Source organism: Lactobacillus intestinalis, assembly GCF_024397795.1.
GTDB classification, from domain to species: domain Bacteria; phylum Bacillota; class Bacilli; order Lactobacillales; family Lactobacillaceae; genus Lactobacillus; species Lactobacillus intestinalis.
In genome coordinates this window covers 1,338,830-1,352,188 of record NZ_CP072983.1, presented here as the reverse complement: position 1 = coordinate 1,352,188, position 13,359 = coordinate 1,338,830, and the positions used below count along the sequence as shown (strand labels likewise).

The following is a 13,359-nucleotide window of genomic DNA, read 5'->3' as shown; positions in this document are numbered from 1 at the left end:
TATAATTATTTGTCTTCATAGCCTTTTGGATGGCCTTGGTGCCAATTCCAAGCGGTGGAAATTACATCTTCGACATTTTCATGCTTTGGCTTCCAGCCTAAAACTTCGCGAGCCTTAGTTGAATCGGCTACCAAACTATCTGGATCGCCGCCGCGTCTTGGTCCCATTGTGTAAGGGATGTCAATGCCAGTGACTTTCTTGGCTGCTTCCAGGATTTCCAAGTTGGAGTAGCCTTGAGCAGTCCCCAAGTTGAAGACGTCAGACTTGTTAGTTTCCATCACATGCTTTAAAGCTAAAATGTGAGCGTCAATCAAGTCTTCTACTTGCACATAGTCACGGACATTGGTACCGTCTTTGGTGTCGTAATCGTCACCGAAGATAGTGAAGTTGCCATCACCAGAAATTGCACTCTTTAAAATGTTTGGAATTAAGTGAGTTTCTGGAGCGTGATCTTCACCAATACTGCCATCACTAGAAGCCCCAGCCACATTGAAGTAGCGCAAAGCAATTGACTTGATGCCGTCAGCCTTGTCAGCCCAGTGCATAATCTTTTCCATCATCATCTTGGTTTCGCCGTATGGGTTGATTGGATCAAGTGGTGTGTCTTCGGTAATTGGTAATTTCTTTGGAATACCATAAGTAGCTGCAGAACTTGAGAAAACCAAATATTTAACATTGGCATCATTCATAGCTTCTAAAAGTGAGATCATGCCAGAAACATTGTTGTCGTAGTACTTGAGTGGCTTCTTGACAGATTCTGGAACTAATGAATAAGCTGCAAAGTGCATAACAGCGTCAATTTTTTCATCGCGCAAAATCTTGCTTACCAAAAAAGTGTCTTCAATATCGCCTTGGTAAAACTTAGCCTTAGGATCAACAGCCTTTCTGTGGCCGGTGTACAAAGCATCTAAAACAACAACATCGTTGCCTTCTTTAACTAATTCTTTAACAGCGTGAGAGCCAATATAGCCCGCTCCGCCGATAACTAAAACTCGCATAATATACTTCCTTTTTTCTTTGTAGTATTGCGCTTTTATTTTAGCATAAGCTAGTGGATTTATTTGACTTACAATTAATTAGTATTAGACTTAAATTATTAATTAGAAAAAAGAAGGACAAATCATGGAAAATAATTTTACAATTGATAAGCAACTTAACCATCGTTCAATTAGAAAGTTTAAAGATCAAATCTTATCTAAAGATCAACTGGAGACTTTGGATAAAGTATTTAGTCAAACTCCAACTAGTATGTTTATGCAAAATGCAACCTTAATTCATATTACAGATGAAAAGAAAAAAGCTAAAATTCAGGAATTATGTAATCAAAACTACGTTGGTGCTGAAGGTGATTTGTTTATTTTTGTGGTTGATTTATACCGCAATCAACAAATTAGAAAGCAATTGGGGCAAAATGATGGACGTGTCCATACTACTGATATTTTCTTCCAGGCGATGGAAGATACACTTTTAGCTTTTCAAAATGTAGCTAATGCTGTAGAAAGCATGGATTTAGGTTATGTTCCTTTGGGAACCGTTAATGATCATCCTCTTGAAATGTTGAAGACTCTTGGTCTTCCTAAGTTGACTTTCCCTGTTTTAGGAATGCAAGTCGGAGTTCCTGATCAAACACCACAACTTAAACCACGCTTACCTCTAAAATTTACTACTTTTGAAAATGAATATAATAAGAATTTTGATGTAAAAGATTTAAGTGATTATGACAAAATCGTCACTACTTATTATGATTTGCGTGATAGTAATCGTCGGATTGATTCTTTTACCAAACAAATCACTGGGGCAAAACTAAACGATCATGAAACTGATCGTGATCAGCTTCCAGAAGAACTTCATCAACAAGAATTGTGTCTTGATTGGAAGTAGATTTATTATTTTTATTAATTTCATTTTCTCAAGGTATATTTCTTTATATAGGTAAGAACTAGGGCTTAAAATAAGAAGTGATGAAGATAATAGTATTAAAAGGTAAGATGAATAGTAATGAATTGGATTATTGCATTTTTACCTGCTGTCGGTTGGGGGTTAATTCCAATAATTTCAGGTAAAATTCCTAGCAGTAGGCCACTAAATGAAATTTATGGTACTGGGATTGGAGCTGTAATTATAGGTATTATTTTTACGATTATAGCTCATCCCAAGATGTCAATTGGCATTTTTTTATTGGCAATGATCTCAGGAATTGGTTGGGCAGTTGGCCAAATTGGGCAATTTATTTCCTTTACAAATATTGGAGTTACTAAGACGATGCCTATTTCGGCAGGCCTTCAATTAATTGGCTCATGTCTAATCGGAGGACTGATTTTTCATGAATGGAATAGTCCTAAGGCAATCTTCTTAGGGATTCTTGCTCTAGTTTTGATGGTTGTGGGTGTATTCTTAACTTCAATAAGTAAAGGCTATAATGAAAGTAATCAACTTAAAGACTTTCTATTATTGCTATTTACTTCAATTGGTTTCTGGATTTATGCCACATTTCCTAAAACGGTCAAGGTCAGCGGTAAAGATTTATTTCTTCCGCAAATGATCGGAATTTTATTGGGAGCCATTATTTATTTGGTATTTTCTAAGAAAACGGCTGCTTTTAAAGAAAAGGCTAGCTATTGGAATATTTTAACTGGATTCTCCTTTAGTATTGGTGCTTGTGCGTACATCTTTTCTGTTGAAGAAAATGGTGTTGCCAGCGCATTTATCTATAGTCAAATTGCCGTTGTAATTGCTACTCTTGGTGGGATGTACATCTTAGGTGATAAAAAACACGGCAAAGATTTAGTTCTTACTTTAGTTGGATTGGCCTTAATTGTTGCTGGTAGTTTCATTTCTTAAATAATCCATATTGAAGTGATTTTTCAAGTTTGCTATAATGTGATGTTGTAGCGCGCTGATTTAGCTCAGTTGGTAGAGCGTTTCCCTCGTAAAGAAAAGGTCGCCAGTTCGATTCTGGCAATCAGCACTAAGTAAAAAGCTCTTCAGATAAGTATATAAAACTTATCTGAAGAGCTTCTTTGTTTTTGAATTGGAGAATTGCTCTTTTCTTACATCTCTTTGATATTTCGATTGAAAATCACCATGCCAATTACTAAAAGCAAAATTGCCACCGAGTTGCCAATCACTTCAGTCAAGTTGCTGTGAGCAGTAATTAAACCTCGCAAAAGAGCCGTAATTCCAAGGCCCATTAAGAAATTAATGCTAGTGTGACCGTGATGGTGAAGCGCGGAAATTACCATTGCGGCAAATTCAAAGAATAGGAAGAAAACAATAATTTCATCCATAATTTCTGCATTGCTGCGCGAGATCGAGGGTGAAATGAAAGCATCGAGTAAGGAATAGATTTCTCGGAAAAGCAATAAAATAAGAAGAATTCCTAAAAGTGCAAGGGCTATAATTAAGAGCATTTGCAAAAAACGGGCAAAATACTCAATAAACTTGGTAAATTTGTGCATTCTAAAAACCTCAATAATAGTAGAAAAAAGTCGTGGTTGAAACTCCAACCACGACTTTACTCATTATAGAAGAAACTAGTCTTCTTTCTTAGCTTCGTTCATTGCTTTCATGATTGAAGGGTTCTTTGAATGACAATCCTTAATCATTTGCAAGTCTTCTTCAGTTAACTTAACAACGTATTTAGTCATAATAATTCCTCGCTTTTTTAAAAAATTACATCTTTATTATAGTACTTAAGACCTGATTTGCCATCTTATGGCATAAAGAAAAGTGCTTTTTTACCAAAAATAAGAAAATCTAGCTGTTTTTTTGACTATTTTTTCTTAGGAATAGAACAAAATAGAACGTACTTTTGTAGTAGAAATATTGCAAAATGATGTACTGAATAATGTGATTTTTACCACCAAACATACGTATTGAATGACAAAAAACGCCTTTAAAGTGTTGATATTAAGCTGTTTTTACTGAAAATACATCAAAAATAATTATGTTACAAATATTACAAAAATGTCACATTTAGTAATATTTCTTTAACATATGAGTGATAATTTTGTTATGGTTCTGAAATTTTTGCACTGTATTATAATACCTGTCAATTGAAAAAGACAGACGAAAACATAGCGAAGTAGTATTCGCTATTCAAAAAGTATTATTTTTAAGGAGAGACTTTTTTTGAAAATCAAATCTATCTTAGGTAAATCAATTGCAGTTGCTGCACTTTCAGTTACTGGTTTAGTTGCAGTAAATACTATGAATTCAAACGACGCACAAGCAGCTATTGTTCAAAACGATGCTACTGTTTACACTGTGCACACTACTACTACTGTATACAACGATTATGAAAATCCTGTTGCTACTGGTCAAACTTTACCAAGCAACACTGATTGGAGAATTATCAAGACTGCTTACGACTCAAAGGGTCAAAAGTGGTACGATTTAGGTAAGAACCAATGGGTTAAGGCAACTAGTGCTGCTAGCTCAGTAGTTAAGACTGAAGCTCCAAAGGCTGAAACTCAAACTACTCAACAAGCACAAACTGCTAATACTTCAGTTCAAACTCAACAACCACAACAAGCACAAACTCAAACTTACTCTGCACCACAACAATCAAGTGCATCAACTACTTCAAGTAGTTCATACACTTCAACTGCTACTGGTTCAGAAGCAAGTGCTAAGGCTTGGATCGCAAACCGTGAATCAAGTGGTTCATACTCAGCTCGTAACGGTCAATACATCGGTAAGTACCAATTATCAGCTTCATACCTTAACGGTGACTACTCAGCAGCTAACCAAGAACGTGTGGCTGACAACTACGTTAAGTCACGTTACGGTTCATGGACTGCAGCTCAAAGCTTCTGGCAAGCAAACGGCTGGTACTAATCCGTAGAAAACTGAATAAAACAAAATAGGCCCTTATTTGAGGACCTATTTTTTATAGCTAAATCTAAATTTTCTGATGAAAGAAGAGACATGTATAAAAAGAAGACTATTTTTACCGTAATTGCAGCTTTATTATTTGTAACAAACGTTGCTAATTTTAATAATGTAAATTTCGCTCATTCCCAAACTGTACAAGCGGCAACTAAAAAATTAGGTATCCTAAAAGTTAAAGGAACCAAGAAGGTTCGTTTATATAATCTTTCGGGAAAAGCTACTAAATATTACGCTGCCCCTCATAAAGAATACTCTTATATCGCTAAGAAATATTTGAAAATTGGGAAGACTAAACATTTAGCCTATAAAATTGGAGATAATTCTCATTGGATTATAGCTAAGAATGCTTCTTTAGTGAAAAATACTACATATAAAAAAGCAAAAATTGTGATGCCGAAGGGATACACGCGGGCTAGTTTATTGAAAGCTTATCAAGGGAAACCCAGCAAAGTCTTTATTAATGCCTGTATTAAAGGGATGAACAGTAATAATTTTAGTAGAACTAGCCAAGCAGAAAGCAAAAAAGACAATTCAACTAAAATTAATCCAGCTAAATTAACTCAGGCGCAAACTAAAGAACTGGGAGAATACAGCGTGCGTTTAATTAATGATGCGCGTAAAGCGCTTGGCTTGAAGCCATGGATCTATAACGCCAATGTTGAAAAATTAGCGCAAGATATTGCTACAGAATATACTAATCATAAGCGCGGAATTAACAATGGTGACCACTATGTCGCTGGGATCGTGCGCGCTTGCAAGAAAAATGGTCTTAATTTAAATGACAATTACGTCGAAGATATGGCAGGATTTGCGACTGCCAATAAAACGATGACGATGACCGAAATGAAGAAAAATATCTATTTTGGTTTGAAGCAAATGATTTTTGGCTATACTGGTCCAACTGAATTGCAAAGAAATGATCGTCAATTTTACCGTGAATGGGAACATGCAGGGGACTTGTTTAACACGCAAGGTTCAAAGCATGATGGCGATTATAATTATTACGGTTTTAGTATTTCTAAAAATGGAAATGTCTATTCAATGCACTACATTAGTGTGCCAACTTTCATCATTAATAGTTCAGAATACAATCAGAGTTTTGAACTATAAAAAAAGTCCACCATTGAGTGGACTTTTTTGGTATATTTTAGATAAAGAATTTGGGAGGATTTTATGACAAAGACAATTTATTTAGTGCGTCACGGGCAAACTTATTTTAACTATTATCATAAAGTTCAAGGGCGTTGTGATTCACCGTTAAATGAACGCGGAATTCGTCAAGTTGAGAAGACACGCGATTATTTTAAAGAAAATGAGGTCAAGTTTGATAAGGCGTTTTCTTCAACGCAAGAACGTGCTAGCGATACTTTAGAAATTATTACTGACCATCAAATGCCTTACACTCGTTTGAAGGATTTGCGTGAAAAGAGCTATGGCATTTTTGAAGGACGAGATGAATTCTTGCTCCCTTGGAATTACGGCAATACTAATGTTGATCCAACTATGGAACCTAACGAAGAAGTTGTTGCTAGAATGAAGCGGGGAATAAGAGAAGTTTTAGATAATATTGAAGATGGCGAAACGGCGCTTGTTGTGGGACATGGCGATATTTTAGCGCGTTACGTTCGATCAGAAACCGACGAAAAGGACTTTTCTGGTTTTGGCAATGCATCAGTAGTTAAATTAACTTTTGATGGAGATAAGCCTCACTTTGAATATTATGTTTGGCCAGCAGAAGATGTTCAATAATAAAAGAGATCGCAACGCGATCTCTTTTTTGATTAATCATTGAAAACGAATTTCTTAAGTGCTTTAGCAATTCCGTCGTCATTGTTGGCAGCAGTGATATAATCAGCCGCTTCTTTAGCTTCCGAATTACCATTTTTCATGCAGATAGCTGTTCCTGCGAAGTTAAACATCGGAATGTCATTCTTTTCATCGCCGATTGCAATTACATTTTCTGGCATAATGTTAAGTTTTTGGCAAAGTTGCTTTAAAGCGTATCCTTTGTTAACCTCACTATTTAAAAGTTCAAGAAAATGGGGATCAGCACGTACAACATAGAGTTCTTTACCGAATTCTTTACGAATTTGTTTTTCCCATTGATCTAATAATTCAGGCTTACCGACAAAGCATCCTTTTGCAATGCGAATATTATCTTCAGGAAGTTGATCAGGATTGCGAATATACAAGGGTGCATTATTTTCAAAAGCTTGAATGTAAATCAGTGGATCAACATTGTGGTCAGCGGTGATAATTCTGGATTCCGCATCGACGATGTTGAAGGGGATTTTATTTGCCATTCCAAAAGCTGTCATGCGTCGATAAAAACTATTCGGCACCAAATTTTCACTAATAATGTCATCATCAGTGTTTCTGATAATAGCGCCATTTAAGGTGATTACATATTGGGCAGAACCGGTAATACCAAGTTGGGTAAGATAGTCTTTTAGACCGTCAATCGGGTGTCCAGAACACAGAACGACTTTAATTCCATGATCGAGAGCTTTTTTGATAATTTTTTTCGAACTTTCAAGAATTTTGCCATTTGGATCTAATAATGTACCGTCAGTATCAAGTGCAATTAATTTTTTAGTCATAGTAATTCCTCTTTTATTTCTGTAATCGATTTCATTATAACTGAAAATTACTAATAGTTATAACAGATTAGTCTTTAATCAGTTTTGCAAAAGTAACCGTTTACAAATATAATAAGTATATACTTTATTGAAGAGAGGAAAAATAATGACATTTCCAAAGAACTTTTTATGGGGTGGCGCAACTGCTGCTAATCAAATCGAAGGCGCGTATGATGTTGATGGTAAAGGACTTTCAGTTACTGATATTACAACTGCCGGAAGCTTGAATGAACCTAGATATTTAACTTATAAACTAAACGGCAAATTAGAAAAAACGCCAGCTGTTCCAGGGGCTGGCCTTCCTGAAGATGCTGTTGGTGCAATCGATCCAAACAGTTATTATCCTAACCATGTTGCAATTGACTTTTATCATCATTATAAAGAAGACATTAAGATGTTTTCTGAAATGGGATTCACTACTTTTAGACTTTCAATCGCGTGGACGAGAATTTTTCCAAAGGGTGATGAAGAAAAGCCAAATCAAGCAGGACTTGACTTTTACCGGAGAGTCTTTGAAGAGTGTAAGAAATACGACATTGAACCAATCGTAACCATTTCTCACTATGAAGATCCTTTATATTTAAGTGAAAAGTATAATGACTGGCAAGATCGTAAGATGATCGATATGTATGTCAAGTATGCGACAGTTTTGTTTAAAGAATACAAGGGCTTGGTTAAATATTGGCTCACCTTTAATGAAATTAATACTGCACTCTTGTTGTTAAATTCATTCGGCAATGCCGATGCAGATGATGCAGCTTACCAACATGCTTATCAAAAATTACACTATCAATTTGTTGCTTCAGCTCGTGCTGTGAAGATTGCTCATGAACTACACCGGCACTAAAGTACCCGGTTTCTGGGAACACTAAGTAGTGTTTAGGATCTTACAGAAGATATTGCTATCTTCATACCTAACTCACAGAACTTAGCTATTTACCACGGCCAGTTCCTGACCATTTGGCATTGCTTTATGCAAGATATTAACTGCTGCATTAATATCTCGATCATGATGAACCTGACAGTTAGAACAAGTCCATTCCCGAATTTCTAGCGATTTAGCTCCGCTGTTAAATCCGCACTTGGAACAGATTCTGGAGGTGTTCTTAGGATTAATGACAATTAATTCCTTGCCATATCTTTCACACTTATACTCCAGCATTTGTCTAAACATGCTCCAAGAAGCGTTGGCAATTGCTTTGGCTAGGCAGTGATTCTTTTGAAGGTTTTTGACTTTCAAATCTTCAATTGCAATCACATCGTATTGCCTAACCAAGTGCGTTGTCAGCTTATGGAGATAGTCTTTGCGTTTGTTGGCAGCCTTCTTTTGATAGCTGGCTTTAAGCTTGCGTGCTCTTTGCCAGTTGGAAAAACTTTCTAGGCTTCTAGGATTAAGAACTTTTTGATTCTTGTCCTGCTCGCAAAGAAGATAAGCTAAATGGCGTCTGCGTGAATATTTGCACTGCCAGATTCGGCTTTGCTTTTCAAAATAAGAAGCATCAAAAGAAGGATACTTTAGACCATTTGACAAAATTGCCAAATCGGCTACGCCGACATCAATCCCAACTTGCCTGCCCGTCTTTTTAAGCTTTTCAGCTTCTTTCACTTCTGCTTGAATTGACAGATAATACTTGCCGGTAGGCTCTAAAGAAACCGTATAGCGTTTAATCTTAACGTCTTTTAGAACACCCGTCTTGCTGGTTTTAATGTAGCCCAGCTTAGGAAGATAGAGATAGCGTCTTCCAGCGATTTTCACAATAGACTTGCCAGTATAAGACGGTTTTAAATATCTTCTGGAATGGAAGCGCGGCTTGCCAACAGTGCCGGTTTTATCTTTAAAGAAGTTCTTCCAAGACTGATTTAAAAATTCATTGACTAGCTGCAGGCTAGACGAATCGCTATTTTTCAAAAAAGGATATTCTTTCTTTAAGGGCTTAAGCAGATAGTTAAGCTTGAACTTGCTTAAGAAAGGCAAATCTTTGTTATTCTTATAGCGCTCGTTCATCATATCGAGCATTCTGTTCCAGACAAAGCGGTCATTACCAAACATTTGCCAAAGCTGGCTGATCTGAGTTTGATTGGGATAGAGTCTTAGTTTTATTCCCGTTAGCACATTTGTTCCCTCCTTTCTTAAAAAATTATAGCAAAGGAAAAGAAGGAAAAATAGACTTTAAAAAGAAAGCGATGAAAAGAGCCGTTTTCATCACGGGATTAAAATCCCATGTTTTCAACGGTAATTTATTCAATAAAATTGATCCAGATTATGTCCTGGGGAATATGATCTGTGGTGTGGTTGATTATCCATTAACTCCAGATCCAGCCGATGTTTTGGAAACACGTCACGTGATGGAAAAGAATATTTTCTACTGTGGGGATGTTCAATGTAAGGGTAAGTATCCTACCTATGCTAAGCGTCTTTGGGATGAACACAATGTTCATTTAGACATCACTGAGCAAGATAAGAAGGATTTAGCTGAAGGAACAGTTGATATGTACATCTTCTCCTACTACATGAGCAATGTAATTACCACTCATGATGTAAGTGATAGAGTTGGTGGTAACTTCTCAGCTGGTGCGAAGAACCCATATCTTAAATATTCAGAATGGGGCTGGGCAACTGACCCAACCGGCCTTCAATACTACCTTGAAGTGATGTATGACCGTTATGATCTTCCAATTATGGTTGTTGAAAATGGACTTGGTGCCGTCGACAAGATTGATTCTGATGGTAAGATTCACGATGATTATCGTATTGATTATTTGAAGCAACACATTGATGCAATGCAAAAGGCCATCGATGACGGTGTAGATTTAATTGGCTACACTACTTGGGGTTGTATCGACCTCGTTTCTGCAGGTACGGGTCAAATGTCTAAACGCTGCGGTTTCATTCATGTAGATCGTGACGATGAAGGAAATGGTACTTTGAAGAGAATGCCTAAAGATTCATTTTACTGGTATAAGAAAGTAATCGAATCTAACGGTGAAGATTTAGGTTAATAAGATCAAAATTGGTCTAGGATTTAGATTTATTCTAAATCCTTTTTATTTTACCATTGTTAGCGATTACAAATTCGTTATCATCCAAACCGTATAGACCAATTATAGATTAATCCATGATTTCATTGAGAAAATTAGCTTTAAAATTTATACCAATTAATATAAAATAGATTACATTGTGATTTTAGAAAGGGTATGTGAATTTTGAATAATTTTCTACTTGTGAGCCATGGAGAATATGCAAAATCAACTCTAGCTAGTTGCGAAATGATTGCAGGTAAATTATCCAATGTGAAGGCTATTGCATTCAAGCAAACCATGAATCAGGATGATCTACTTGATGAAATTACCAAAGTCGCAGCGAGCTTTGACACTGCACCAACAATTATTGTAGATATTGCTGGAGGAACTCCAGCGAATGCTTCTTTACGCTATCAAAAAGCTCATCCTGATGTAGAAGTATATAGTGGACTTTGTTTGCCATTACTTTTAGCAGCGGTAATGGGTACGCCGATGAAGGATGCAATTGAACAAGCTAAAGCTAATTTAGCGCCGGTTGGGGATGCCCATGAGAATAAACCTGAGCCTAAAAAGACTCCCATTAAAGTTGATAACCAAAATGCGGAAGTTGAACCGCAAACTATGCACAACATCCGAATTGATGAGCGATTAATTCATGGTCAGGTAGCGACAATGTGGACCAATGCACTTCATTTGACGCGTTTGATGGTAATTGGAGACGATATTGTTAAAAACGATATTCAAAAAACTGCTCTAAAAACGGCTTGCCCGCATGGAGTGCATTTGAGTATTTTAACTGCTAAAGGTGCTGCGCGCCGAATTAATTCAGGTAAATACAAAGGCCAAACTGTATTAATCTTAGTGAAGAATCCGGGCGTTTTAAAAGAATTAGTTGATAACGGAGTTAAATTGCCTGAGATTAACGTCGGAAACATGTCAACAAAAGCTAATTCGCGCCAAGTTGCTAAAAGTGTGGCTGTGACAGAAGAGGATATAGAAAACTTTAAGTATCTTGATAAGAAGGGATGCCATCTTTATCACCAAATGGTCCCAGCTGAAGATAAAGAAGATTTTATGAAATTATTGAGTAAATAGAGGAATAAGTATGACAATACAATGGTGGCAGATTTTATTACTTACATGCCTAGCATTTTGGGTAATTATTGACCAGTTAACCGTTTCAATTATTAACAATCCGTTAGCAATCGGAATGATTTCTGGAGTTATTATGGGCGATATGACGGTTGGATTGGCCGTAGGAGCAACTTTACAATTAATGGTTTTAGGAGTTTCTACCTATGGGGGAGCTTCGATGCCCGACTTTATGACCGGGGCAATAATCGGAACTGTTTATGCGGTGATTTCTGGAAAAGGGGTTCAATTTGCGATTGGATTAGCGGTTCCGGTAGGACTTTTGATGGTTCAACTAGACGTGCTTGCTCGTTTTACCAACACAATTTTCCAGCACCGCATGGATAAATTTATCAATGAAAATAATCCAGATGCTGCTGCGAGAAATGCTTTATGGGGTACTTTTTCTTGGGGACTATCTCGCGCAATTCCCGTCTTTATCTTACTTGTGGTAGGAAATGATGTGGTAAAGGCGATTTTAGCAATTATTCCTGAATGGCTTACAGATGGATTGAAGGTTTCAGGACATATTTTGCCAATTGTCGGAATTGCGATTTTGCTTCGCTACTTACCAACCAAGCGTTTTATTTCATACTTGGCAATTGGCTTTATTGCTGCAGCTTATTTAAAGATTCCAATGCTTGGAGTCGCTCTTTTGGGTGCTGCCCTGGCCTATATTCATTACCAAAATGAGATTGAAAAGTTAGACGCAAAACCAGTTAATTCAGAAAATACAGATGAGAATGGAGAATACACAAATGCCGAAGGAGAATACGAAAACTAATTCACTTACCAAAAAAGATTTATTTCGTGCCAATTGGCGATGGCTATGGTCTAGTCAATTATCTTGGAATTACGAAAAAATGATGGCTCCCGGCTATTTTTATTCCGTTTTACCATTTTTAAAACGTTGGTATAAAGATGATGAATTGGTTGAAATGATGCAAATGCAATCCCAGTTTTTCAATGTTAATGCTTTTGATGGAAACTTCATTATTGGGATGGATTTAGCTATTGAAGAAAAACAGGGCAGTAAGGCTAAAGATACTATTGCAGGACTTAAGACCGGTTTGATGGGACCATTAGCTGGCGTGGGTGATACGATTTTTGGTGCCATCATTCCTACTATTTGTGGTTCTATTGGTGCTTATATGGGACTGCGTGGCAATCCATTTGGTGCAATTTTATGGATTATTGTTAACCTTATTGTTTTATTTACTAGATTTGGATTTTTAAATTTAGGTTACACCCAAGGTGCTAAGTTGATCGACTCTGCTTCTGGACGCTTAAATGCGATTACAGACTCTGCCGTTTTGCTGGGGGTAACGGTCGTTGGAGCGTTAGTACCAACCGTTGTAAATGTGAAGGTGCCTTTTGTCTATCAAACTGGAAAAGTGACCTTAAAGATGCAAAGTATTTTGAATCAGATTATGCCTTCTTTAGTTCCCGTTTTATTGGTCGCTTTAGTTTATTGGCTATTAGGTAAAAAGCACGTTACCTCTACTAAGATGATTTGGTTTGTTTTGATTTTAGGCATCGTTTTAAGCTATTTCCACATTTTAAGTGCATAAGAAAAACCTCAAAGCTAAAAATTCAGCTTTGGGGTTTATTTTTTGGTAAAGTAATCGTTGAAAGGAATGATTAAAATGAGTAAAACAGATGCAAATACTGGTGC

Annotated in this window: 12 protein-coding genes, 1 tRNA gene and 2 pseudogenes; 11 read left to right on the top strand and 4 right to left on the bottom strand. The window is 36.7% G+C overall.

The annotated features are described in order from the left end of the window. Positions 1–5: 5 nt before the first annotated feature. On the bottom strand, positions 6–998 hold the full coding sequence (gene galE, locus KBW87_RS06320; RefSeq protein ID WP_057809976.1) for a UDP-glucose 4-epimerase GalE: 993 nt from the start codon (positions 996–998) through the stop codon (positions 6–8). A 124-nt stretch (positions 999–1,122) separates the two neighbouring features. Between galE and KBW87_RS06315 the strand changes: the two genes are divergently transcribed. From KBW87_RS06315 to KBW87_RS06305, 3 genes are all read left to right on the top strand, one after another. Continuing rightward, positions 1,123–1,881 carry an NADPH-dependent oxidoreductase gene (locus KBW87_RS06315; protein ID WP_057810115.1) on the top strand — a complete coding sequence of 253 codons (759 nt, stop codon included), beginning with the start codon at positions 1,123–1,125 and terminating at the stop codon, positions 1,879–1,881. 117 nt (positions 1,882–1,998) lie between these two features. Continuing rightward, positions 1,999–2,841 (top strand): GRP family sugar transporter, encoded by an 843-nt coding sequence (locus KBW87_RS06310; RefSeq protein ID WP_057810117.1) that lies wholly within the window; start codon positions 1,999–2,001, stop codon positions 2,839–2,841. Between the two features lie 54 nt (positions 2,842–2,895). Then, a tRNA-Thr gene (locus tag KBW87_RS06305) sits at positions 2,896–2,968 on the top strand. An 82-nt stretch (positions 2,969–3,050) separates the two neighbouring features. On the opposite strand, the gene psiE is transcribed toward KBW87_RS06305, so the two are convergent. Then, positions 3,051–3,458 (bottom strand): phosphate-starvation-inducible protein PsiE, encoded by a 408-nt coding sequence (gene psiE / locus KBW87_RS06300; protein WP_057810119.1) that lies wholly within the window; start codon positions 3,456–3,458, stop codon positions 3,051–3,053. Positions 3,459–4,131: 673 nt separating this feature from the next. Between psiE and apf the strand changes: the two genes are divergently transcribed. The 3 genes from apf to KBW87_RS06285 all read left to right on the top strand — a co-directional run bounded on the left by apf (position 4,132) and on the right by KBW87_RS06285 (position 6,642). Then, positions 4,132–4,839, top strand: coding sequence for an aggregation-promoting factor (gene apf / locus KBW87_RS06295; RefSeq protein ID WP_004040084.1), 708 nt, complete (start codon positions 4,132–4,134; stop codon positions 4,837–4,839). A gap of 90 nt (positions 4,840–4,929) precedes the next feature. Continuing rightward, the gene (locus KBW87_RS06290; RefSeq protein WP_057810121.1) at positions 4,930–6,003 is read left to right on the top strand and encodes an SEC10/PgrA surface exclusion domain-containing protein; all 1,074 of its coding nucleotides are present in this window, start codon (positions 4,930–4,932) and stop codon (positions 6,001–6,003) included. Positions 6,004–6,066: 63 nt separating this feature from the next. Further along, on the top strand, positions 6,067–6,642 hold the full coding sequence (locus tag KBW87_RS06285) for a histidine phosphatase family protein (protein WP_057810123.1): 576 nt from the start codon (positions 6,067–6,069) through the stop codon (positions 6,640–6,642). A 32-nt stretch (positions 6,643–6,674) separates the two neighbouring features. On the opposite strand, the gene KBW87_RS06280 is transcribed toward KBW87_RS06285, so the two are convergent. Then, positions 6,675–7,493, bottom strand: a complete 819-nt coding sequence (locus KBW87_RS06280; RefSeq protein WP_057810125.1) for a Cof-type HAD-IIB family hydrolase — start codon at positions 7,491–7,493, stop codon at positions 6,675–6,677. A 145-nt stretch (positions 7,494–7,638) separates the two neighbouring features. On the opposite strand from KBW87_RS06280, the pseudogene KBW87_RS06275 reads away from it, so the two are divergent. Continuing rightward, positions 7,639–8,367, top strand: a pseudogene (locus KBW87_RS06275) (glycoside hydrolase family 1 protein); the annotation flags it as partial. 93 nt (positions 8,368–8,460) lie between these two features. Here KBW87_RS06275 and KBW87_RS06270 read toward each other — a convergent pair. Next, positions 8,461–9,645, bottom strand: coding sequence for an RNA-guided endonuclease TnpB family protein (locus tag KBW87_RS06270; protein ID WP_057810127.1), 1,185 nt, complete (start codon positions 9,643–9,645; stop codon positions 8,461–8,463). A gap of 125 nt (positions 9,646–9,770) precedes the next feature. Between KBW87_RS06270 and KBW87_RS06265 the strand changes: the two are divergent. The 4 genes and pseudogenes from KBW87_RS06265 to KBW87_RS06250 form a co-directional block, all read left to right on the top strand. Beyond that, positions 9,771–10,532 (top strand): annotated as a pseudogene (locus KBW87_RS06265) (family 1 glycosylhydrolase); the annotation flags it as partial. Between the two features lie 204 nt (positions 10,533–10,736). Then, positions 10,737–11,648, top strand: coding sequence for a PTS sugar transporter subunit IIAB (locus KBW87_RS06260; protein ID WP_083478859.1), 912 nt, complete (start codon positions 10,737–10,739; stop codon positions 11,646–11,648). Positions 11,649–11,658: 10 nt separating this feature from the next. Next, positions 11,659–12,468, top strand: a complete 810-nt coding sequence (locus KBW87_RS06255; RefSeq protein WP_057810129.1) for a PTS mannose/fructose/sorbose/N-acetylgalactosamine transporter subunit IIC — start codon at positions 11,659–11,661, stop codon at positions 12,466–12,468. Next, entirely contained in the window at positions 12,443–13,255 is an 813-nt protein-coding gene (locus KBW87_RS06250) for a PTS system mannose/fructose/sorbose family transporter subunit IID (protein WP_004040097.1), read from the top strand. Before KBW87_RS06255 ends, KBW87_RS06250 begins: the two co-directional genes overlap by 26 nt. Positions 13,256–13,359 lie beyond the last annotated feature (104 nt).